The sequence below is a fragment of the Prevotella sp. ne3005 genome, from assembly GCF_900110085.1.
In the GTDB taxonomy this organism is placed as follows: domain Bacteria; phylum Bacteroidota; class Bacteroidia; order Bacteroidales; family Bacteroidaceae; genus Prevotella.
On the sequence record NZ_FOCK01000005.1, the window covers coordinates 205,829 to 227,741 of the forward strand.

At 53.5% G+C, this 21,913-nt stretch carries 19 protein-coding genes; 11 read left to right on the forward strand and 8 right to left on the reverse strand.

Annotated features, from left to right (window positions below):
- Window positions 1-10 precede the first annotated feature (10 nt).
- The 5 genes from leuC to BMY16_RS09055 are packed head-to-tail and all read left to right on the forward strand — an operon-like array spanning window position 11 to window position 5,249.
- Window positions 11-1,384, forward strand: a complete 1,374-nt coding sequence (gene leuC / locus BMY16_RS09035; RefSeq protein ID WP_091841805.1) for a 3-isopropylmalate dehydratase large subunit — start codon at window positions 11-13, stop codon at window positions 1,382-1,384.
- A complete protein-coding gene (leuD, locus tag BMY16_RS09040) occupies window positions 1,381-1,977 on the forward strand; it encodes a 3-isopropylmalate dehydratase small subunit (RefSeq protein ID WP_091841807.1) in 597 nt (198 codons plus the stop codon). Before leuC ends, leuD begins: the two co-directional genes overlap by 4 nt.
- Complete coding sequence (locus BMY16_RS09045) at window positions 1,956-3,530, forward strand: alpha-isopropylmalate synthase regulatory domain-containing protein (protein ID WP_091841809.1); 1,575 nt, start codon at window positions 1,956-1,958, stop codon at window positions 3,528-3,530. Before leuD ends, BMY16_RS09045 begins: the two co-directional genes overlap by 22 nt.
- Entirely contained in the window at window positions 3,527-4,588 is a 1,062-nt protein-coding gene (leuB, locus tag BMY16_RS09050; protein ID WP_091841811.1) for a 3-isopropylmalate dehydrogenase, read from the forward strand. Before BMY16_RS09045 ends, leuB begins: the two co-directional genes overlap by 4 nt.
- A complete protein-coding gene (locus BMY16_RS09055) occupies window positions 4,581-5,249 on the forward strand; it encodes a tetratricopeptide repeat protein (protein ID WP_139207181.1) in 669 nt (222 codons plus the stop codon). The genes leuB and BMY16_RS09055 overlap by 8 nt, the downstream gene beginning before the upstream one ends.
- Here the strand turns inward: BMY16_RS09055 and BMY16_RS09060 are convergent.
- From BMY16_RS09060 to BMY16_RS09070, 3 genes are all read right to left on the reverse strand, one after another.
- The gene (locus BMY16_RS09060; protein WP_244513012.1) at window positions 5,237-5,878 is read right to left on the reverse strand and encodes an MBL fold metallo-hydrolase; all 642 of its coding nucleotides are present in this window, start codon (window positions 5,876-5,878) and stop codon (window positions 5,237-5,239) included. The two genes, BMY16_RS09055 and BMY16_RS09060, sit on opposite strands and share 13 nt — an antisense overlap.
- A gap of 149 nt (window positions 5,879-6,027) precedes the next feature.
- Window positions 6,028-6,654 carry a 16S rRNA (guanine(527)-N(7))-methyltransferase RsmG gene (rsmG, locus tag BMY16_RS09065; RefSeq protein WP_091841815.1) on the reverse strand — a complete coding sequence of 209 codons (627 nt, stop codon included), beginning with the start codon at window positions 6,652-6,654 and terminating at the stop codon, window positions 6,028-6,030.
- The gene (locus BMY16_RS09070; RefSeq protein WP_091841817.1) at window positions 6,651-7,463 is read right to left on the reverse strand and encodes an RsiV family protein; all 813 of its coding nucleotides are present in this window, start codon (window positions 7,461-7,463) and stop codon (window positions 6,651-6,653) included. Before BMY16_RS09070 ends, rsmG begins: the two co-directional genes overlap by 4 nt.
- 96 nt (window positions 7,464-7,559) lie before the next feature.
- Here BMY16_RS09070 and BMY16_RS09075 point away from each other — a divergent pair, with 96 nt between their 5' ends.
- The 4 genes from BMY16_RS09075 (at window position 7,560) to BMY16_RS09090 (ending at window position 11,156) form a co-directional block, all read left to right on the forward strand.
- Entirely contained in the window at window positions 7,560-8,219 is a 660-nt protein-coding gene (locus tag BMY16_RS09075; RefSeq protein ID WP_091841819.1) for an HAD family hydrolase, read from the forward strand.
- A 1-nt stretch (window position 8,220) separates the two neighbouring features.
- A complete protein-coding gene (locus tag BMY16_RS09080; protein WP_091841820.1) occupies window positions 8,221-9,396 on the forward strand; it encodes an MFS transporter in 1,176 nt (391 codons plus the stop codon).
- 123 nt (window positions 9,397-9,519) lie between these two features.
- The gene (locus BMY16_RS09085; protein ID WP_091841822.1) at window positions 9,520-10,209 is read left to right on the forward strand and encodes a helix-turn-helix domain-containing protein; all 690 of its coding nucleotides are present in this window, start codon (window positions 9,520-9,522) and stop codon (window positions 10,207-10,209) included.
- 74 nt (window positions 10,210-10,283) lie between these two features.
- On the forward strand, window positions 10,284-11,156 hold the full coding sequence (locus BMY16_RS09090; protein ID WP_170836061.1) for a zeta toxin family protein: 873 nt from the start codon (window positions 10,284-10,286) through the stop codon (window positions 11,154-11,156).
- A 124-nt stretch (window positions 11,157-11,280) separates the two neighbouring features.
- Here the strand turns inward: BMY16_RS09090 and BMY16_RS15515 are convergent, their stop codons facing one another.
- Complete coding sequence (locus tag BMY16_RS15515; protein WP_170835976.1) at window positions 11,281-11,382, reverse strand: smalltalk protein; 102 nt, start codon at window positions 11,380-11,382, stop codon at window positions 11,281-11,283.
- Between the two features lie 134 nt (window positions 11,383-11,516).
- Window positions 11,517-12,002, reverse strand: a complete 486-nt coding sequence (locus BMY16_RS09095; RefSeq protein WP_139207183.1) for an HU family DNA-binding protein — start codon at window positions 12,000-12,002, stop codon at window positions 11,517-11,519.
- A 504-nt stretch (window positions 12,003-12,506) separates the two neighbouring features.
- Here BMY16_RS09095 and BMY16_RS09100 point away from each other — a divergent pair.
- Window positions 12,507-12,707, forward strand: a complete 201-nt coding sequence (locus BMY16_RS09100; RefSeq protein WP_091841825.1) for a DUF4248 domain-containing protein — start codon at window positions 12,507-12,509, stop codon at window positions 12,705-12,707.
- A gap of 516 nt (window positions 12,708-13,223) precedes the next feature.
- Window positions 13,224-13,805: a D-Ala-D-Ala carboxypeptidase family metallohydrolase gene (locus BMY16_RS09105; protein WP_244513013.1), complete on the forward strand. Its 582-nt coding sequence runs from the start codon at window positions 13,224-13,226 to the stop codon at window positions 13,803-13,805.
- Here BMY16_RS09105 and BMY16_RS09110 read toward each other — a convergent pair.
- From BMY16_RS09110 to BMY16_RS09120, 3 genes are read right to left on the reverse strand one after another with little or no spacing between them, the layout of a single operon-like run.
- On the reverse strand, window positions 13,802-16,471 hold the full coding sequence (locus BMY16_RS09110; RefSeq protein WP_091841996.1) for a PD-(D/E)XK nuclease family protein: 2,670 nt from the start codon (window positions 16,469-16,471) through the stop codon (window positions 13,802-13,804). The genes BMY16_RS09105 and BMY16_RS09110 overlap by 4 nt on opposite strands.
- Window positions 16,472-16,511: 40 nt before the next feature.
- Window positions 16,512-19,874, reverse strand: coding sequence for a UvrD-helicase domain-containing protein (locus BMY16_RS09115; RefSeq protein ID WP_091841826.1), 3,363 nt, complete (start codon window positions 19,872-19,874; stop codon window positions 16,512-16,514).
- A complete protein-coding gene (locus BMY16_RS09120; protein ID WP_139207184.1) occupies window positions 19,868-21,910 on the reverse strand; it encodes a DUF5686 family protein in 2,043 nt (680 codons plus the stop codon). The genes BMY16_RS09115 and BMY16_RS09120 overlap by 7 nt, the downstream gene beginning before the upstream one ends.
- Between the last annotated feature and the right edge of the window lie 3 nt (window positions 21,911-21,913).

A 21,913-nucleotide genomic window follows, 5' to 3' on the forward strand; every position in this document is an offset into this window, starting at 1 on the left:
GATTGAAAGAATGAATACATTATTTGACAAGATATGGGATAAGCACGTGGTGCAGCAGGTGGAGGACGGACCTACCCAGTTGTATATCGACCGTCTTTATTGCCACGAGGTCACCTCGCCCCAGGCGTTCGACGGTATGCGGGCCCGTGGGCTGAAGTGCTACCGTCCGGAGAAGATTTTCTGTATGCCAGACCATAACACCCCTACGCACGATCAGGACAAGCCCATCGCCGATCCTGTGAGCAAGAAGCAGGTGGACACGCTGGCAAAGAATGCTGCAGAGTTCGGACTGACGCACTACGGTATGATGTCGAAGGACAATGGTATCATCCATGTGGTGGGGCCTGAGAAGGGCTTGAGTCTGCCAGGAATGACCATCGTCTGCGGCGACTCTCACACCTCTACCCATGGAGCGATGGGAGCCGTAGCCTTCGGTATCGGAACATCGGAGGTGGAGATGGTGATGGCCTCGCAGTGTATCCTCCAGCAGAAGCCGAAGTCGATGCGCATCAACATCAATGGACAGCTGGGTCCTTGTGTGACAGCAAAGGATGTGGCTCTCTATCTGATGGCGCAGCTGACGACCTCAGGGGCTACGGGCTACTTCGTGGAGTATGCTGGCGATGTGGTCAGGGAGATGTCGATGGAAGGTCGCCTGACGCTCTGTAACCTTTCTATAGAGATGGGAGCGCGTGGTGGCTTCATCGCTCCCGACGAGACCACCTTTGCCTATCTCAAGGGCCGCGAGTATGCCCCCAAGGGTGAAGCCTGGGACGAGGCCGTGAGTTATTGGAAGACGCTGAAGAGCGGCGACGACGCTGTGTTTGACAAGGAACTGACGTTCAACGCTGCGGATATCGAGCCTCGTATCACCTATGGAACGAATCCCGGTATGGGCATCGGTATTACGGAGACCATTCCCGCAGAGGGTGGGGTGGGCTTTGAAAAGGCACTCCAGTATATGGGTTTCAAGGCTGGTCAGAAGCTGTTGGGCACGAAGGTGGACTATGTGTTCCTGGGTGCTTGTACCAATGGTCGTATTGAAGACTTCCGCGCCTTTGCCTCTATCGTGAAAGGTCATCAGAAAGCTGCGGATGTGGTGGCTTGGCTCGTGCCTGGCTCATGGGCTGTGGATAAGCAGATACGTGAGGAAGGTCTCGACAAGATTCTCGTGGAGGCAGGCTTCGAGATTCGCCAGCCTGGATGCTCCGCCTGCTTGGCGATGAACGATGATAAGATTCCTGCAGGCAAGCTCAGCGTGAGCACGAGCAACCGTAATTTTGAAGGTCGACAGGGCCCAGGTGCAAGAACCATTCTTGCCAGCCCATTAGTGGCAGCCGCAGCAGCCATCACAGGAGTAATAACAGATCCCAGAACATTATGAAACAGAAATTCAACGTTATAACCAGTACATGTGTGCCCCTTCCATTGGAGAATGTGGACACAGACCAGATTATCCCCGCACGATTCCTGAAGGCTACCACCAGGGAGGAAAGTTTCTTTGGCGACAACCTGTTCCGCGATTGGCGCTACAAGGCCGACGGCTCGCTGAATCAGGACTTTGTGCTCAACAATCCCGCCTATGGCGGTTGTATCCTCGTGGCAGGCAAGAACTTCGGCAGTGGCAGCTCTCGCGAGCATGCTGCCTGGGCGATTGCAGGCTATGGCTTCCGGGTGGTCATCAGCTCGTTTTTCGCTGATATCCACAAAAACAACGAACTGAACAATTTCGTGTTGCCCGTGCAGGTGAGCGACGACTTCCTGGCAGAGCTCTTTGCCAGCATCCAGCATGATCCGAAGACGGAGGTGGAGGTGGATCTGCCGAATCAGACAGTCACCAACAAGTCCACAGGTCGCAGCGAGCATTTCGACATCAACGGCTATAAGAAGCACTGCCTGATGAATGGTCTCGACGACATCGACTTCCTGGTACAGAATCAAGAAAAGACAAAACAATGGGAACAGCAGAGCAAGTAGGACATTACACCCGTCTACAGCCTTTCGTCGAGATCATGGACTCGACATTGCGCGACGGAGAACAGACCAACGGCGTGAGCTTCCTGCCACACGAGAAGCTCATCATCGCCCGCATGTTGCTCCACGACCTGAACGTAGACCGCATCGAGGTGGCTTCCGCCCGGGTGTCGGAGGGTGAGAAAGAGGCAGTGAGCATGATCTGCCGCTATGCGGAGAAAATCGATAAACTCGATAATGTCGAGGTGCTTGGCTTCGTGGATGGTGGCGTGAGCGTAGACTGGATTGTCTCGTGTGGGGCAAAGGTCATCAACCTTCTGGCGAAAGGCTCACTCAGGCATTGTAGGGAACAGTTGGGCAAGTCGCCCGAGGAACATGTGGAGGACATCTGCCGCGAGGTGAAATATGCCCGTAGCAAGGGGCTGATCGTGAACCTCTACCTCGAAGACTGGTCGAATGGTATGAAGGACTCTCCGGAGTATGTCTATCAGGCGATGGATGTGCTTTGCGACATCGGCATCCGTCGTTTTATGCTGCCCGATACGCTGGGCATCATGAATCCCCTGCAGTGTATCGAGTACTTCCGCAAGATGCTCAAGCGCTATCCCGATACCCACTTCGATTTCCATGCCCACAACGACTACGACCTGGCTGTCAGCAATTCGTTGGCTGCAGCGCTCAGTGGTGCGAAAGGACTCCACGTCACCGTCAATGGTCTTGGCGAGCGTTGTGGTAATGCGCCGCTCTCGAGTGTGCAGGTGATCCTGAAGGATCAGTTCCATGCGAAGACCAATATCAACGAGAACAAGCTCAACGACATCTCCCGTCTGGTGGAGAGCTATAGTGGTATCGCCATTGCCCCCAATCAGCCCATCATCGGTGATAATGTCTTTACCCAGGTGGCTGGGGTACATGCTGATGGCGACAATAAGAACGGCCTCTATCAGAACGAGCTGATGCCAGAGCGATTCGGACGTCGCAGGGAGTATGCCCTTGGCAAAAACAGCGGTAAGGCGAACATTGCCAAGAACCTTGAGGAGTTGGGTCTGGAGCTCACGCCCGAGCAGACAAAGAAGGTGACGCAGCGTATCACAGAACTTGGCGACAAGAAAGAAATCGTGACGCAAGACGACCTGCCCTTCATCGTGAGTGACGTGCTGAAACACGATGCGCCAGAGGATAAGGTGAAGCTTGTAAGTTATGTTGTCTCAACGGCTTATGGATTGAAGCCTGGTGCAAATGTGAAGGTGGAGATTAATGGTCAGCAGTATGAAGCAGGCGCTACGGGCGATGGTCAGTATGATGCCTTCGTGAAGGCCCTGCGTTTCATCTATCGCAAGTATCTCGACCGCACGTTCCCCCTCCTGCAGAACTATGCCGTCAGCATTCCTCCTGGTGGACGTACCGATGCCCTTGTGCAGACGGTGATTACCTGGAACGACAATGGTAAGATTCTGCGCACGCGTGGTCTGGATGCCGACCAGACGGAAGCTGCCATCAAGGCTACGTTTAAGATGCTGAACATTTACGAAAACGAAAATACAAACGAATTATGAAACTGAAGATTGCGATTCTTGAGGGCGATGGTATAGGCCCGGAGATTATGAAACAAGGTGTGGCAGTGCTTGATGCTATTGCAGAGAAATGTGGCCACGAGTTTGAATACAAGGCAGCCATCTGTGGTGCCCACGCCATCCACGAGGTGGGCGATCCTTACCCAGAGGCCACCCACGAGGTGTGCATGCGTGCCGATGCTGTGCTCTTTGCAGCTGTAGGCTCACTGGAGTTTGACAATAATCCTACGGCGAAGATCCGTCCTGAGACGGGTTTGCTCGCCATGCGTAAGAAACTGGGCTTGTTTGCCAACGTGCGCCCTGTGGCCACCTTCGATTGTCTGCTGCATAAGTCTCCCCTAAAGGATGAGCTGTTGCGTGGCGCTGATTTCGTGGTCATCCGCGAATTGACGGGCGGTATGTACTTTGGTGAGAAATACCAGGACAACGACAAGGCCTACGATACCGATATCTACACCCGTCCTGAGATTGAGCGCATCCTGAAGGTGGCCTTCGAGATGGCGATGACGCGTAAGAAGCACCTCACGGTGGTGGATAAGGCCAATGTGCTGGCCTCCAGTCGTCTGTGGCGCCAGATTGCCAAGGAGATGGAGCCTCAGTATCCTGAGGTAACCACCGACTATATGTTTATCGACAATGCCTCGATGCGTGTGCTCACAGAACCCCGCTTCTTCGATGTCATCGTGACGGAGAACACCTTTGGCGATATCCTCACCGACGAGACCTCTTGCATCACAGGCTCCATGGGCCTGCAACCCTCATCGTCATTAGGAGAGCATACGCCGCTCTTCGAACCCGTTCATGGCTCATGGCCTCAGGCAGCAGGTCAGAACCTCGCCAATCCTCTGGCACAGATCCTCTCTGCAGCAATGTTGCTCGAGCACTTCGGACTGAACAAAGAGGGTGCCCTTGTGCGTGAGGCTGTCGATGCCTCGTTGGCCGCCAATGTGCGTACCCCGGAGATTCAGGTCGAGGGCGGTGCCAAATATGGTACCCGCGAAGTAGGCGAGTGGATTGTCAACTACATTAAGAATGCGTAAGTTGTTAATAATGAGCCTCATGTTGATGGCTGTCTGCGCAGGGGCGCAGACGCCACAACAGTGGCGCGACTCTGTGTCGACGCTGATGGAGCAGATTCGCCTGAATCCTGAGAACACCGGCTTGCGACTCTTGAAGGCCGAGGCGAATATCAACCTGCAGCAGTGGGAATATGCCGTTGCGGAATATGGCAATGTGCTCCGTCTCGACGAACGGAATCTTGCAGCCCTCTTCTTCCGTGCCTTCTGTCATACCCAGTTGCGCCACTACGATCTGGCGAAGGTCGACTACGAGTCGTTTATCGCCATCCAACCCCAGCATCTGGAGGCCCACCTGGGATTGGCGCATACCCTGCAGAAGTTAGGGCGCAAGGCGGATACGATGGACGAGTTGAACCGTATCGTACAACTCTTCCCCGACAGTGCTGATGCCTATGCCGCAAGGGCTGCCTACGAGACGGAACAGAAGCAATACGACGTGGCTGTCTACGACTGGGACGAGGCCATCCGTCGCCGTCCTGAAAGTCTGGCGCTGGTGGTGTCGAAGGTCGATGCCCTGCTGAAACAAGGCAAGCGTAAAGAGGCTCACGATGTGCTCGATGAGACCGTCAGGAAGGGTACGCCCAAGGGGGCGCTCCGCGAATGGTATGATCAGTGTAAATAGGGATTGTAGCGCATCTCCTCGCCAATCGTCGTCTTTGGACCATGCCCGCAGTAGACTGTTGTCTCGGCGGGCATTTTTCCTAATACGTTCCTCAGACTGTTCATCAGTTCCGTATAACTGCCGCCCTCGAAGTCAGTACGGCCCACGCTCATGCGGAACAGCGTGTCGCCAGAGAAGACCACCTTCTCCGCCTCACAGTAGAACACCACGCCGCCCTGGGTGTGACCAGGGGTCTTGAGCACCTGCAGCTCATGGTTGCCAAAGCGTATCACCTCATCGTTACCAAAGAACTTCACTTGCCCAGGGTACTCCCGCTTCAGGGGAACGCCGATCATCGACTTAAACTGTTCGGAGATATGACATACCATATCGCCGTCCTCTGGGGCAATCTCGGGTATTAGGCCATAGTTGTCATGGATGGTGTCGATACCGAAGTTATGGTCGAAATGCCCGTGGGTGCAGAGCAGGTGCATGGGCTTCAGCTCGTTGTCCTTGATATAGTTGACAACGGCATCGCGCTCCTCGTCGTAGTAGGCGCCACAATCGATGATGACACACTCTTTGGTCTCATCGCTCACCACGTAGGTGTTCTCCTGCAGGAGATTGAACATGAAAGACTTTATAGTCATTGAAAATTCTTTTAGTCGGCTGACGCCTTTGTAAAAGCGGCAAAGCCGAGCGGAAAGCTTAATGCTCAAAGCTCAAAGCTTAATGCTCAAAGCTCAAAGCTTAATGCTCAAAGCTCAAAGCTTAATGCTCAAAGCTCAAAGCTAAATGCTTAAATCGGTAAGTATATGACATGTTTTTGCTTAAACCACTCTTCCTCGAACAGGGTGCCGATATCGGTGGTCTCCACAATCTTATAGAATGGTCGCAACTCCGCCTGCAGGTCACCGCCCTTCAGGCAGATCACCCCATTGGGCAGCGCATTGTGCTGGCTCTTCGAGATGTTCTTGCGCACAATCTTCACCAAGTCGGGTAGGGGCATCACCGCACGGCTCACCACGAAGTCATACTTCCCTTTCTCCTCCTCACCGCGCAGATGGGCAGGCTCGCAGTTCTTCAGTCCGATGGCCTGTGCCACCTCCTGTGCCACCCGGATCTTCTTGCCCGTACCGTCGATGAGCTTGAAGTGGCACTCAGGGAACATGATGGCCAGGGGAATACCAGGAAAGCCGCCCCCCGTGCCAAAGTCGAGGATCTCCGTACCTGGACGGAAGTTCACCACCTTTGCGATGGCCAGCGAGTGGAGCACATGGTGCTCGTAGAGGTTGTCGATGTCTTTGCGCGAGATCACGTTGATCTTCGCATTCCAGTCACGATAGAGGGCGTCGAGGGCGTCGAATTGCCGCTGCTGCTCCTCACTCAATTGGGGGAAATATTTCTCGATGATGGTTGTTGTCATAGGATAAAACTGTGGAAAGAGTTCTTCAGTATCTTTTCCAATGCTGTGTAGGGGATAATCAGCTGTGTGGCCCCTTCCGTATAGGGGGCAATCTCCGAGGGGTTATAGATAAAGGTGATGGTCTCCTCACCGATGATGAAATTCTGTGGGGCGTAGATATTCACCGACACCAGATACCCTTTCTGCTTCAGGTCGCTGAGTGACGAGACACCCTTGCTCTCTATCAGGGCATCCAACAGAATCTTGTTCAACTCCTCCTCGCTGCCATCGATAAAGATGTCCTGCAGCGTCAGCAGCCGTCCGGTCTTGGCCTCGAAGTTCATGATTTCCTGCTGGTTGGTACCGTGGGCACCGCCCTCATAATAATCTACGGTGGCGATATAGGCCACCGTCTTCTGACTGCCTTTCTGCGCCTCTGTCGAGATGATGTAGTGGAAGTCATACCAAGAGCGCTTCGTCGTGTCGTTGCGGTCCTGATTATAGAGGGGCAACATGGTCTGCCTATAGGTCTGTGTGAAATCCTCGGCAAAGCGATCGACAGCCGACTTTACGGATACCTCCTGCATGTGGAACAAATGTTCCACCACCGTATGGTTGATCACCTCGCCCCTGCGCCCACACTCCTTGGTGGCACTCTGCAACTTCAGGCTGACCTTACACAATGGCGAGTCCTCATCTTCAGAGACGAGTGCCACCGTCTTGTCTGCCGTGAAGGTCTCAAATTCTACGGTATTCTCGTCCATCTGCTGACAGCCTGCCAGCATCAGAATCATCGTTAAAAGTATCCAATTAAGTCTGGTTGTCTTCATTCTCTCACTAATTTTTCCGCAAAAATACACAAAAAATACGAGAAACACAAATTTCTCGCAAAAAATTCTTAATTTTGCAGCCAAATTTCTTAAAGTATGCAGGAAAGACTATTCAAGGCAGCCCTTTTCGACCTCGATGGTGTGGTTTTCGACACCGAGCCCCAGTACACCGTTTTCTGGGGAATGATCTGTCGTCAGTACCATCCTGAGCACCCGGGACTGGAGCACGAGATCAAGGGTTCCACCCTCACTCAGATCTACGACCGCTGGTTCAGTGGCCCCCTGGCATCCGAGCGGGCATCCATTACGGCTCGCCTCGACGACTATGAGCAGCAGATGCATTACGACTATATCACAGGTTTCGAGGCACTCGTGGCCGATCTCCATCGTCATGGTGTGAAGACGGCTGTCGTCACCAGTTCCAACATCCCCAAGATGGAGAGTGTCTATCGCTATCAGCCCCGTTTCAAGGAGCTCTTCGATGCCATCCTCACCTCTGAGGACTTCTCCCGCAGCAAGCCCGATCCTGATTGTTATCTGAAGGCTGCTGCCCGTTTCAATGTGTCGCCCGAGGAGTGTATCGTCTTCGAGGACAGCTTCAACGGTCTGAAGTCCGGACGTGCTGCTGGCATGAGGGTAGTGGGTCTCGCCACCACCAACAGTGCCGAGGCCATCGCTCCGTATTCCGACATCCAGATCTCCGACTACAACGGCATAGACACTGCCTTCCTTCTCAATTTCCAATTCTCCATTTGAAATGAATTCCCAAAGCACGCCTGTCCATATCCGCCTCTGGCATCGCGACTTCTGGCTGATGGCCATCGCCAACTTCCTGTTGACGATGTCGGTCTATCTGCTGGTGCCCACGCTGCCCCACTGGCTCTTGATGGAACAGGAATTCTCTCCTTTAGAGACAGGCATCGCCATGGCCTCTTTCGGCTTCGGACTCTTTGCGCTGGGCATGTTTGTATCCTTTCTGGTACAGCACTACCGTCGTAATCAGGTCTGCGTGGGAGCCGTCATCGCCGTTGGCGCCCTGATAGGTCTTCTCTATTATCTTAATGGTCAGCGTTTCCAGTTCTGCGACCTGCAGATGATCATCCTCCAGCGTTTTGCCCTGGGTGCCGCCTTCGGCCTGGCTCAGATGGTGCTCACCAGCACCCTGATCATCGATACCAGCGAGTCGTTCCAACGTACGGAAGCCAACCACTCCGCAGCGTGGTTCTCGCGCTTTGCCCTCTCTTTAGGGCCTATGACGGGGTTGCTCCTTGAGCGCCTTGTCAGCTACCATGTCGTACTGCTGGCGGCCATGGGCTGTGCAGCTGTCGTTGCGGTGCTCATCCTGATGGTCCACTTCCCCTTCCGTGCTCCTGAAGACGATGTGCCAACGGTCAGCCTCGACCGTTTCTTCCTGCCTCATGGCTTCCCGCTGTTCGTCAATCTCCAGCTCATCATGCTCGCCATGGGCATCCTGTTCTCGACGATCACGTCCGAGCTCTTTTTTGCCATGATGATGGTGGGCTTCCTTGGAGCCTTGCTGGCGCAGCGCTTCGTCTTCCGCAATGCCGAGTTGAAGAGCGAGGTGGTCACAGGTCTTATCCTGATCTCCACCGCCCTGCTGATGATGCTCACGCGCACCCAGCAGATCGTCCATTTCGCCGCCCCTGCCTTTGTGGGCTTCGGCCTTGGCCTTATCGGCTCGCGGTTTCTGCTCTTCTTCATCAAACTCTCGCGCCACTGTCAGCGCGGCACGTCGCAGAGCACTTTCCTCTTAGGGTGGGAGAGTGGCATTGCCTGGGGCCTCGGCCTTGGCTACGCCCTGTTCTATGCCCAGCCACAGCAGGGGCTCATCACCGCGCTCGTGCTCACCGTCGCCTCCCTCGTCATCTACAATTTCTCTCACAACTGGTTCGCCAGTCATAAGAACAGATAACCTTTTTGTTAAAAATACCTTATCATTGCGCGGAAAGTTTGAAAAAAACTTGGAACTATCAATAATTTTCCTTATATTTGCACCATTATATATATTTGGGTAATCAACCAATACAAAAAGATTATGGTGAAAGAGAGGATTTTTACAAGCGCATCGTTGCTGTTATTGGCAACTCCCTACTGCCACGCCCGTGGATATACGTTGGATGATGCAAACCATATCATCGTGATACTGATCGTCTTCGTGTTTGCACTCATCGGGTGTGGAGCCTACAGTCTGTATTATAATAGGAAGATCAGTCAGCGAAACGAGCAACTGCGACGTATTCTGACGGCTCTCGACGAATACAGGGCTATGGTTGCCGATGATGTTTTTTCGCTGGACGATCAGGAAGCCTATTTGCAGCATCAGCTGGAGAAGCCTAAGAGTGCCAAGGTGGAGAAAAGAGATGCTAAGCAGAACTTCTTTGTGATGATGGATGCCCGTGTCACAAAAGAAAAGCCCTTCACCGATCCTGATTTCGACCACGAGGCGCTGGTGAAGTTTATGGGCGTTAGCGATGAGGCGTTCTGTCAGCTGGTGCCGCGCTATACTGACCCTGACAGAACGCTCGACTATATCAACTCCCTACGGGCGGAATATGCAGCAAAGATACTCATGGAGCACCCAGACTACATTGCTGAAGACATAGCCGTCATGTGTGGCTTCAGGAATACTGCAGCCTACATCAGTGCCTTCAAATTCGCCTTCGGCATCACGCCCACCGACTATCTGAGCTGCATGGGCCAGATGTTCAAGAAGAAAGCGAAATGATAAAATGGCATTTACAAGATTATAAAGAACGAGGCTTGCGTCCCTGCAGGCCTCGCTCTCGTTCTAACAAACAAATGAGAACAACAACAATGAAAACATTCCGACTGTGGATGGCGGCAGCCATCTTGACGATAATCAGCTCGACAGCCCTGACGTCGTGTAGTAAGGACAACCCTATAGATCCAACGCCAGAGCCGCAGCCACTCATTCTCAAAGGCGAAGCTGCCGTGGAGTGGACAAAGGATCATCTCGACTCGCTGGTGAACGTATATATGGCCACCTGCGGCAATCGGCTGGATCCTGATATGACGAGAGACCTGCTGAAGTGCATCGGCTATACACGCCTGAATGTGCTCGACTATCGGGAGGCTGGCTGGCTGATTGACGACGAGGTGTTCATCCGGCTGATGGACCGCGCCGCCAAGGCTAACAACAAGACCATCCTTTTCACGATGGGCATGTACGGATGCGGCAAGACGACGAGCATTAACAACAATCCCGAAATAAAGAAGCTGGCCGACGAGGTAGGCGTCGTCTCCGAAGGTGCCTACAACAACGTGACGTATTTCGACCAGATGGTGGCCCAAAGTGGCGAGCAGGGATTCAAACCCCACCTTCTTTATGTGTATAACGATGCCGAGACAGGCTACACCAATTGTATGGAGCGACTGATTCAGTCGAACCGTGCAGTGACCTGTGAGGCATATATCGCGGTATTCCCGCAGTTCAAGGGCAGGGTGGAGTACATCGAAGAGCATTATCCCGATATGCCATTCTACTGTCTTGACAACAGCCACAACAGCGGTGGCAAGCGCGTGACCAATGAGGAAGCAAAGTTGTGGGATTACTCGATGACGGAGGACTTGCAGCAGAAGATCTATGCCATCAAACAGTCATATATCGATTCAGGCAAGCTGACCGCCGAGCAGATTGAGGCTTTGCAGTAGTATGAAAGCTTTTTAATCACTCATAAAACACGGTTATGCTTATAAAGGAGAGTATATAACTAATGAAAATGCAGTATCAAAAACAGAAAAGAAAAACGGAAGTCAGCTGACTTCCGTTCCTTGTCTACATACCCATGCACGAGGTGGCTCCCAGTGCCGTGAGTACGGCCGTGATTACCGACGCTATGATCTGCAGCGTCCACTTCAACGTTTCCTTCTTAGTCATATATTCCTCCTTTCTGCCTTAATGTTCTACATCATTGTCATCTCGAGCGCCCTTTTGTCATCTCGACTAAGCGTTAGCGCATGGAGAGATCTCTCCACTCACTCCGTTCGGTCGAGATGACAGAGGGCCTTCGCTCATACCCCTGTGCTGGGTGTTTCCGGCTCGGCGTTCATCGCGTTGTCATGCGTCTCCTCGAAGACCACGTCCTTCAGGAGCGTGATGGAGTTCACATATTTCTGCTTCACCTTGCCGTTCTTTCTCTCCTGACCCGTTACCACGCGGGTGGTCTCGGGCTGGAACAATACACGGCGGGTGGAGATGGTGCTGGCACCACAGTCCTCGATCTTGTCGACGCCGATGCTCGAGAAACCCACCTTGAAGATACCGATGCCGTCGAGCTTGATCTTCTGGCCCATCTCGAAAAAGTGCTTCATCGCCTCGCCCAGCTCCTGGAGCACGGCCTTGATGTCACTCTTCTTCACACTGGCCTGACGCTGGATGAACTCCGCCAACTCGTCGGTTCCCACGAAATGACTGTCATACACTGCCGTGGCGAAATACTTGCCGTAGGCTGCATTGTACTGATTGTTGTTCTTTGACTTAATAAACTTCTGACTCATTTTTTTAATTGAAAATTGAAGATTCTTTTAGTCGGCTGACGCCTTTGTAAAAGCGGCAAAGCCGAGCGGATAATTGAATTTTTTGGCAGCCGAGCGCCCTTTGTCATGTCGAGCGTAGTCGAGACATCTCATGAGATCTCTCCATGCGCTTCGCTTAGTCGAGATGACATTGGGGTGGTGGTCTACTGTCGGTCATTCAGATAGTCTCTACGCGCTATCCGGATAGTCTCTTACTCGTGTTCAGATAATCCCTTATAGGGTAAAGGAATAGTCTGAATGAGTGGCTCGAAACATTTGGACGAAACTCCAGTGACTTCCCTGCTTGCTTACCGAGTACAAAGGTAGCTAAAATTCTTGATTTTCACAAGCTTTAAAACATCTTGCAAATACTTATATGAACTTATATGAACTTAAATGAACTTATACCAAATATATTGCGCTTTCCATTTGGTAATCTCACCGATTTTTTGTACCTTTGTACCATAATTAGAAAAACAAACGACAATGGAAAAGCATCAATCATCAATGGGGCGCATGGAACTCGCACAGAGTTACTTCCCCTTCATCCAGCCTCGCTCTGCCTGGCTCAAGTTCAAAACGCTGCTGCTCGAAGATCCTGACCTTTCAGGCTTCGCCAAGCAGCGTCGACGAACGCTTCTGCCGTCAGAAGTCAACATTATTTATCAACATCTCGGGCGCCCTTAAGGCGCCCTTTTTAGTACTATTATAAAAGATCGTCAACCGTCATCAGGTGGGAGAGTCAACCTAACCCGTATGGATGAGGTACACATTTCAGCGTATAATGGGACAGGGACAACGGGACAGGAAGCTTTTTTGGTTTGACTCAAAAAAGGACGAAAATACTTTTATATATTATATATATTATAATATATATAATATATAATTAATAATTTAGACTATTTTGTCCTTTTCAAAAAACGTTCCCGTCCCGTTGTCCCATTGTCCCATTGTCCCCTTGGGCAATGTGTACTTCCCTAAAAAAAGTTCTTCGCAAGCGAAGCGGCAAAGCCGAGCGGAATGGTTTTTACCTTAACCCTGCCATAGGTTGAATGCCTGTTGAGTACCTTAATCCTTATCCCTGGCAGAAGTTGAATGATTCTCTCTTAACCCTTGTTTTTGTTGAATAGGCTCCGCGGAGAGCCGTTCAATCATATTCAGGGTTTGCGGACAAGGGACAAAGGGACAAAAGTGATTTTTAAAATGAACAAAGTAAGTATTAACAAGGACATGCACCTCTCCGAGCACTTTCAGCTCGGGGAGGTTACGAAAACGAGTGTGAAAACGGCGGGAGAAAATATTCCCAGCCATGTGGCGATTGAAAATCTGAAGAATCTCTGTGAGAATTGGTTGGAGGATTTAAGGTATTCGTATAATACGTTGTATCATTCTTGTCATCTCGACCAAGCGAAGCGCGTGGAGAGATCTCTCGACTACGCTCGAGATGACAATGGGGGTGCTCGAGATGACAAAGGTGGGGGTGGTCGAGATGACAAGGGGGAGGAGCCCATCATCATCACGAGTGGGTATAGATCGCCGGAGGTGAATAAGGCGGTGGGTGGCTCGCCGACGAGTAACCACTTGACGGGGTGCGCGGTGGATATCCGATGCGTGGGCATCGAACAGGCGATTCGGTATGCGTGTATCCTACTGGATATCGCAGACGGCACGAAGCAGGATTACGATGAGCTGTTCATCGAACGCAGCAAGCAAGGCCGCTACTGGATTCACTTCGCCGTAAGGCCCAAGGATAATCGGAGAAAGACGGCGTTTATACAGACTTAGCGGCAGAGGGCGGCGAAGGGACAGGAGCGGCAACGGGAGTCGTCGTCGGTAGGCGTAAAGGCGAGGTCGGCATTGAAGACCTCGCTTATTGTTTCCTGCAGCTTCTCAATGTAGTGGCTGGCCACGCTGCGGATGTCGCGAACAGGCTCTTTGCCGAGTTTCAGGACGGGGTCGTAGTCTTCGCCTCCCGCATGCTGGATGAAGAGCAGGGCAGGAGAGACGGGCTGCGGAGATTGCTGCGCCACGATGTAGCTGTAGAGGAAGGCCTGGAGGTAGTAGTCGCTGTGCTCCTTGATGTTGGTGGGGTCGAAGATGGCGTCGACATCGGGCAACGCTTTCAGGCGGCGTGAGCCCGTCTTGTAGTCGATCACGCGGATGCGCTCTTCGCCAGTGACGGGGTCGTCAATCATGTCGAGGCGGTCGATAAGTCCGCCTATCTGCATGTCGCCCAGCATCATGCTGACAGGCATTTCGAGGCCGAGGATGGTGAAGGGCGTCAGACGACGGTCGAGTTCCAGAAGCTGACGGACGTAGTGGATGATGACCTCACGGTTGATGATATGGAGACCATCGAGCAGAGGCAGGTCGAGTTCTTCGTGGATGGCGGCATCGACAGCCCGCTCTATCTCGACACCGCTTTTCAGAAGGTCGTCGAGGGCCATGGCGGTGACGGGCGACTGTCCGAAGGGCTTGTAGAGCGTCTCACAGGCTTTGTGGAAGATGTTGCCGAAGATGCGGTTGTCGATGAGTTCTTCTTCGTTGTCGTCGGGCTCTTTGAGGTTGCTGACATATCGGTAGAAGAAGCGCAGCTGACAGCGCAGGTAGGTGCTGATGGCCGTAGGACTGATGCCGCCCCGCTCTTTGGAGAAGCGGCGCTGGAGGGTGGTCATCACGTCGGCAGTCTTGGCGATGGGCTCTGGCGTGCGGAGCTGGGGCGTCTGACCAGCACGCAGCGTGAGTTTCTGAACAGGCCGTTCGAGCATGAGCTGGAGCATGAAGCGCGACATCTCGCCTTTCTTGGCATCGACAGTGGCGTTGTTGTAGACAATGGTGACATCCTTGGCGCGCTGCAGCAGACGGTGGAAGTAGTGCTGGTAGATGGCCACCTTATGGTCGACGGTGGTGAGGCCGTAGGCTTTGCGGATGGCATAGGGGATGAACGAGGTGTCGTTGACGCCCTTGGGCATGTTGCCTTCATTGCAAGAGAGCAGCAGCACGTGGTCGAAGTCGAGGTTACGGGTTTCGAGCACGCCCATCACTTGCAGGCCTTCGGCGGGTTCTCCGTGGAAGGGGATGGTGGTCTGCTGGATGAGTTGTTGGATGAGTCGTTGCAGGGTGCTGATGTCGAGGATGAGGATGCCATTGTCGATGAGGTCGCTCACACGGTTCAGCAGGGTGTAGATACGGTAGAGGGATTCCGAATCGAGAGGAGATTTCTCGGACGGAATGACGGGAAGGGGCTGGAGATCTCTCGACTTCGCTCGAGATGACAATGGGGCGCTCGAAATGACAGAGGGGGAAGTCGAGGCGATGTGGCGGATGATGTCGAGGAGCCAGTGGAGGAGGGCGGCGTGGTCGGAGAGATGGTGGGCAGCGTAATCCTCAGGCAACAGTGGGGCATAAGGATGGCGGGCCACGATGTCGAGCCAGCGACGGCGGAAGCGCCCTATCTTCTCGGAGTAGCCATTGACCTGCAGGTTGATGAGCTGGTTGACGAGCGAGGCGACGGGGGTCTGCAAGAGGGGATAGCCTGTGGTGATGTTGACCTTGTTGACATTTTCGGGCAGACAGTGGATGACAGCCTGCAGGAGCCCTTCGTTACAGAGCACGATGGCTGTGCGACGACCAGCAGCGATGCGCTCAGCCGTGAGCCACTGGGGGATATAGCGGGCCTGGATGTTTTCCGTGGGAGCAGAGATATAGGTGACCTGCTCTGGGGCTACCTCGTCGGTATCCTGATAGAATACGGCTTTGCCCGCCTGTTCCAGACGACGGAAGAGCACCTGCTCCACCTGTTGCAGCAGGTTGAAGCCGATGAAGACATAGGCATCGTGATCGAACTGCAAGGTCTCATCGGTAGCCACCTGACGGTAGAGGGCCCCTTCGTAGCAGAGCTGTTGGGCGGCCAATTGCGCGTTGTAGGTATGATAGATGTCACCGATATGACTCCACAGGCGCAGGAACCGCTCTTTGAGTTCACTGTTGTGGTCATCGGTGAAGTTGCTGAAGAAGCGGCGTATCATCTCGCGCTGTTCGTCTGTGAGATACGACACATCGTCGAGCTCGTGGATATCTCGGAGGTTGGCAAAGACCTTATCCGCAGGAGCCATGTTTTTATCGAGGTCGTCGAAGTCGGCCAACAGCAGTTGTCCCCAGCCGTAGAAGTGGTCGAGGGATTCGTTGATGCCCGTACACTGGATAAAGCATTTGTGGAGTTCGCAGACGAGCAGGATGGGGTCGGCGACCTTTAGCGGCGAGTGACTGCGGAAGAGGTCGCTGATGGTGATATAGGCGGGACTCCAGATGGGGTGCCCTGCCAGACGGGCGAGGTGCTCGTTGAGGAACAGCGAGGCACGTTTGTTGGGAAACACCACCGCCACGCGCGACAGGTCGGTACCGTATCTCTTGAGCAGATCTTCTGCAACAGATTCTAAAAAACTCTTCATATTCTTTGAGCTTTGAGCATTAAGCATTAAGCTTTAAGCTTTATGCTTCAATTTTCAATATTTCATTCTTATAAACGTACCAGAGGTAGCCATGGATGTTCTGATGGCCCATGGAGGCGAGGAGCTGCATGTACTCCTGCACCTGCGCTTGGTGCTCAGGTTTTGGGGTGCCGAATTTGAAGTCGACCACCACCCACTCGTGGCCATCGGTCATCACACGATCAGGGCGACGCTCCTTGACCTCACCTTCTTCGATGGAGAGAATAGTGCACTCGTTGAAGAGCGTCCAACGCGCTGAGAACCAATCGGCTACATGCTTATCTTCAAGTCGTTTGCGGATGAGCGAGCTGATGCGTTCAGGAGTGGTCTGCTCGTCGTAGAGCACACCTTCGAACTGCAGGCGTTTCAAGGCGTCGGGGATGTCGTCGACGGTACGGATCGTAGAGAAGACCTCATGGAGGATGCTGCCCGTCTGGATGTAACTGCGTCGCTGCTGCGTCTCTTCGTCGTCGCCCTCGGTGAAGGCTTTGCTTCGATTGCTCTGTTGGAAGGTGGGAGCATTATCGAAAGTCTCCACAGGAACATGAACGGCAGTGGCTTTTTGTAAGAAGGGGTTGATGTCTTCCCGAGTGCCCTCCTTGTCATCCCGATGGTCCCCCTTGTCATCCCGAGCGGAGTCGAGGGATCTCGGAGACCTCTCGATGCTGCTCGAGGTGACACTTGGAGATTTCTTGGACGAGCCAAGCGGCAAAGCCGAGCGCTCGACTCCGCTCGGGATGACAGAACCATAGGTGAAGCAGAGGGGCGCCTTGTCGTCTTCGAGGCCTGAAAGGACGGGGGACTGAGGGTCGCCAATGAGGGGAGACTGGAGTTCATCGACCACGAGGGGTAGACACTGTTCGATGAGCGCTGAGCGCGAGCCTTTGGCACCACGACGACCTATGACATAGAGTCCTTCGCAGGCTCGTGTAAAGGCCACATAGAGCAGATTGAGATTGTCGACGGTGGTCTGCAGGTGTTCCTGCAGGTAGTCGTTCTCGTAGATGGTACCCATCATATTCTTCTGACTGTAGTCCACGGGTGCGATGGGAAGGTCGTTGAAGGGTTCCTCTGAGGGGCGGCACCAGAGCACGTTGCCCGTATGTTCCAATGTCCAGTCGCAGAAGGGACAGATGACGTGGTCGAACTCCAAGCCCTTCGACTTGTGGATGGAGATCAGGCGGATGCCGTTGCTCTCGTCACTCTGGATGGTTTTGCCACAGAGGTTGTCATCCCACTCATGGAGGAATGTGTCGATGTCGCTGGTGTTCTCGCTGATGAAGTCAGTGAGCTGGTCGTAGAAGGCACAAAGATAGGCGCCCTGACCTTCAATGTCGTGTAGCTGGAAGATGGCGTAGAGCCGTTCGCAGAGTTCGTAGAGGGGCAGCGACAGCAGGGCTGGGAAGGCTTGGATATAGTCGGGGGGCAAGAGGGCATCGAGGTCGTTGTCAGCCAAGAGCAGTTCGTTGTCGGAGACTGAATGGCGGAGGATATCCTGTTGCCAGGTCTTCACGATGGCGGCCTTAGTGAGTTGGTCGTCGGGGTGGACGAGCAGACGGAGGGCGCTCACAATGAGACAGACGGCGCTGGAGGCGTCGAGGCGGAAGGCTTCGTCGGAAACGATGCTCACCTCAGGCATCTCTGCGAGGAAATGACGGGCGATGAGGGGAATAGCCGAATTGGTTCTTACCAGGATGGCGATGCTGCGCTGGCTGATACCCTGGGCCATGAGGGAGGAGACAATCTCGGTCGTTTGGTTGAGGACGGCTTCCTCGTAGTCATCGCCAGGCAGAAGTCGGATGTCGATATGGCCTGCTGCCTGCTTGGAGGCGGGAATCTGCTGCTCCACGTCGGCATAGGCGCGTTTCAGCTGTTCGGCCTCGTCGTTGCTGAGTTCTTTCTGGGCGAGGTATTCGAGTTCGGCAGCATGGCGGAAGAAGGCATTGTTGAATTCAATGACGCGTCGCTGGGAACGGTAGTTCGTACTCAGGTTGCGGGTCTCGATCTGTTGTTCGGAGAACTGGTTCTCGATGCCGTTGAGCAGTCGCCAGTCGCCAGAGCGCCAACGGTAGATGCTCTGCTTGACGTCGCCTACGATGAGATTAGAGGTATTCTCGTGGCTCATGGCCTCGGCGAGCAGTACGTGGAAGTTACGCCACTGGATGGTCGAGGTGTCCTGAAACTCGTCAATCATCACGTGCTCTATCTGGGTGCCAATCTTCTCGAAGATGAAAGGCGAATCGCTCTCACCGATGAGCGAGTGGAGCAGCTGCTGGGTGTCGCTGAGCAGGAAGCGGTTGTTGAGTTCGTTGAGCTCGTGTACCTTTTTCTCGATGCTGCTGAGCAGGCGTAGCTGGTTTAGGTGGCGCAGGGTGAGGTCGGCACTCTTGTAGAGCTTCCATTGACGTGGGCGCTCGTTGACGGCAAAGCGCAGGGTATCGTCCAACGTGGAGTCGGCGAGGCTGATGATGAAATCGCGCTGCGGATGGGTCTTGGCCACCCATTTCTCGGGGCAGCCGAGGGTCTTAGCGACTGTGGCGTTTTCAATGCTGGAATCGAAGATGCCTTTTTGCAGTTTCAGGAAGAAGCCAGCGATGCCACGGCTCTTGTTTGAGAGATCGTCGATGGAGAGCCCTTCGCCTTCGAGAATCTGGAAGAAGGATTCGCCAATCTGCTTCATACGGTCTTCAGCCATCTGACGGATTTCGCGCAGCCTCTGCGTGTAGTCCTCGAAGAAACCTGGCTCCTGCATCTTCTTTTCCAGTTCATGGCTCACGGCCTTGTAGTCGTCGCGAAAGATGTGACAGCCAAAGTTCTTGATCTGGGAGATGACGTTCCACGACTTATCGTCCTGGATGTTCTCCATGATGTATTTCAGTATCCACTGCAGCATGACGTCGGTGGTGGTGAGGTCGCTGATGAGTTGGTCGACGGCGAGTTCTTCCACCTGGTAGTCGTTGAGTCCGATACGGAGGTTGGTGGTGAGGTCGAGCTCACGCGCCATATTCCTGAGCACACTCTGGAAGAAAGTGTCGATGGTCTCCACACGGAAGTAGTTGTAGTTGTTGAGCAGGTTGTTGAGTGCCATACCCGCCCTTTCGCTGATGAATCGGGGTTCGTAGCCTGTACGCTCCTGGATGGCCTTCAGATACCCGTCGGAATCGGGCAGCTGGTGGGCGATGCCATAGAGCTGGCTGAGAATACGCATCTTCATCTCCTCGGTGGCCTTGTTGGTGAAGGTCACTGCGAGGATGGAACGATAGCTCTGCGGATTCTCCACGAGCAATCGGATATATTCTGTGGCGAGGGTGAACGTCTTGCCGCTGCCGGCACTCGCCTTATAGACTGTCAGGGGTTTTACCATCGTTTAAAAAGTTCAAAGTCTACTTGTAAGCCGCATCCGTCGAAGCGGTGGCCACGGAAGCTGGCGAAGAGTCCCAAAGAGATGTATCTGTTGGTGAAGCCGTAGCCGAATTCATAATAGGGTCGGGAGTGGGAGAGCTGTACACCACTGAGGTAGAAGCGCTCTTTCTCGATATATTTGCCCAGATAGGGTAACCAGGTGCCGAAGACCATGGGCGACTCATAGCTGATGTTACCACGGATGTAGTAGTCGGAACGGTTGTACTCGCTTCCGCTCAGCAGCTGGAAGTTTCCGCTCCAGTTGTCGTCCCAGCCCTCGGGTAGGTTCTCATCTCGGAAGTTTTCGTAGTCGAGGAAGTAGTTTTCCGTATTGGTGTATAATCCGGCTCCCGCCCTGAGGTTCAGCACGCGCAGTCCTGGAATCTTCTTCTTCCACTGGGCATCAAACTCCCAGCGCTCGTAGTCGAGGTTCGACTCCAGCACGCCCTTGATGGCTCTTTCGTAGTTGATGGCGAAGAGCGGACCCCTGTTGAGCCAGGGGAGGAACTTCAGCCCCAGCACAGGCGCGAAGCTTCGGTAGCTGGTGGGCATATTGTATTGCTGCATAGTGGCCTTGTCGAGGGCTTTGCGGTGGTGGTAGACGATACCCGTCTCGACATCAAACCAGTCGAACACCATGATGTTGTTGAATACCTGCAGGTAGGTGTCCTTGAATTTGTCGAGGTCGGTATCATCGAAGTCGATGCTGTCGGGATATTCTTCCTTGAGTGCCTCCTTCACGCTGGAGTTACTGATGGGGTTGCCATTACCCCAGACTATCTCTGCATAACCATTGCGCTTCGGGTTGTAGGTCATTCGCAGGGGGGCTGTGAAGTAGAACTGCTGCTGACGGAAGTTATAACCGAAGGTGGGGTTGAGCGTCAGATAGCGGTATTGGTTCCAGGCGTAGCGCATACGGAGTTTCATCTTGTAACGAACACCACGGCTTGCACTATAACTCAGGTAGAGGGGATTGATGATGGGCGAGAGTTCGATGGAGGCATCTTTCGACTCTGCCTCGAGGGGCTGGATGAGGTTGTCGCCAAGGGTGTCCCAGAAGATCTTCTTCGCCAAATTCTTCTTGTGGCGCGTGGTATCTGCCTGTTCTGCCTGTCGGGCCAGTTCTTCTGCATGCTGCAGACTGTCGTAGGCCTCATACACTTCTTGGTCTTTCTGCGTGAGGGGGATGGGGCGGATGATGTTCATCATCTCGCGACTCGACAACGTACCCGCACTATCAGGCAGAGAGATAGGACAATTATAGTCTGCATCGAACACCGTCGAGATGCGGTTGCCCATGAACTTGAACGTGCCAACGGTGCTGCATCGCTTGGGTATCAGCGCACGTCCACCCTCATTGTCCATCTGTACATGGGTACGGAAGGTGATCATGTCGAACTCACCATTCATCGTGGTCATGATGATGCGCCCGGTAGCCGTCTCCACGATGGCATAGCCATTGACGAGCTGCGTGTTGTAGAACCTCGGGCGGAACTCGAGCCACGTGGTAGAGTCGGAGAGTTGTTTCTCGTTGAAGCGGTAGTACCAACGGTTGTGCTTGTTGAAGGGCGAGAGCATGTGCCCGTCGTAAAGCGAGACGGCGTAGATGTGGGGCGACATGAAGTCGACGAGGGGCGTCATGGCCCGGCTGTTCTTACGGATGGTGCTGCTCACCACGCGCGTGTCGATATCGTAGTTATAGGCATCTTGTAAGAACACCTTCATATACGACTCGTGGATATACTCCGTGGGACCTTTCGAGATATAGTACATCGAGGGGATGAACTGCAGGAAAAGGTTGCGGTGCTCGACATTGAAACGAAACTTGGCATAGACGTGGTCTTCCAACGAGTCGATCATGGCGGAGGTAGACTTGCGGTAATCGTAGATGCGCTCCATGATACTCACCCCTTTCTTCATCGCAGTCTCCTCACCTGACACACTCTGGAGCATGCCAAGAAGAAATAATGGTAGGATGAATAGTTGAATGCGTCTCAATGT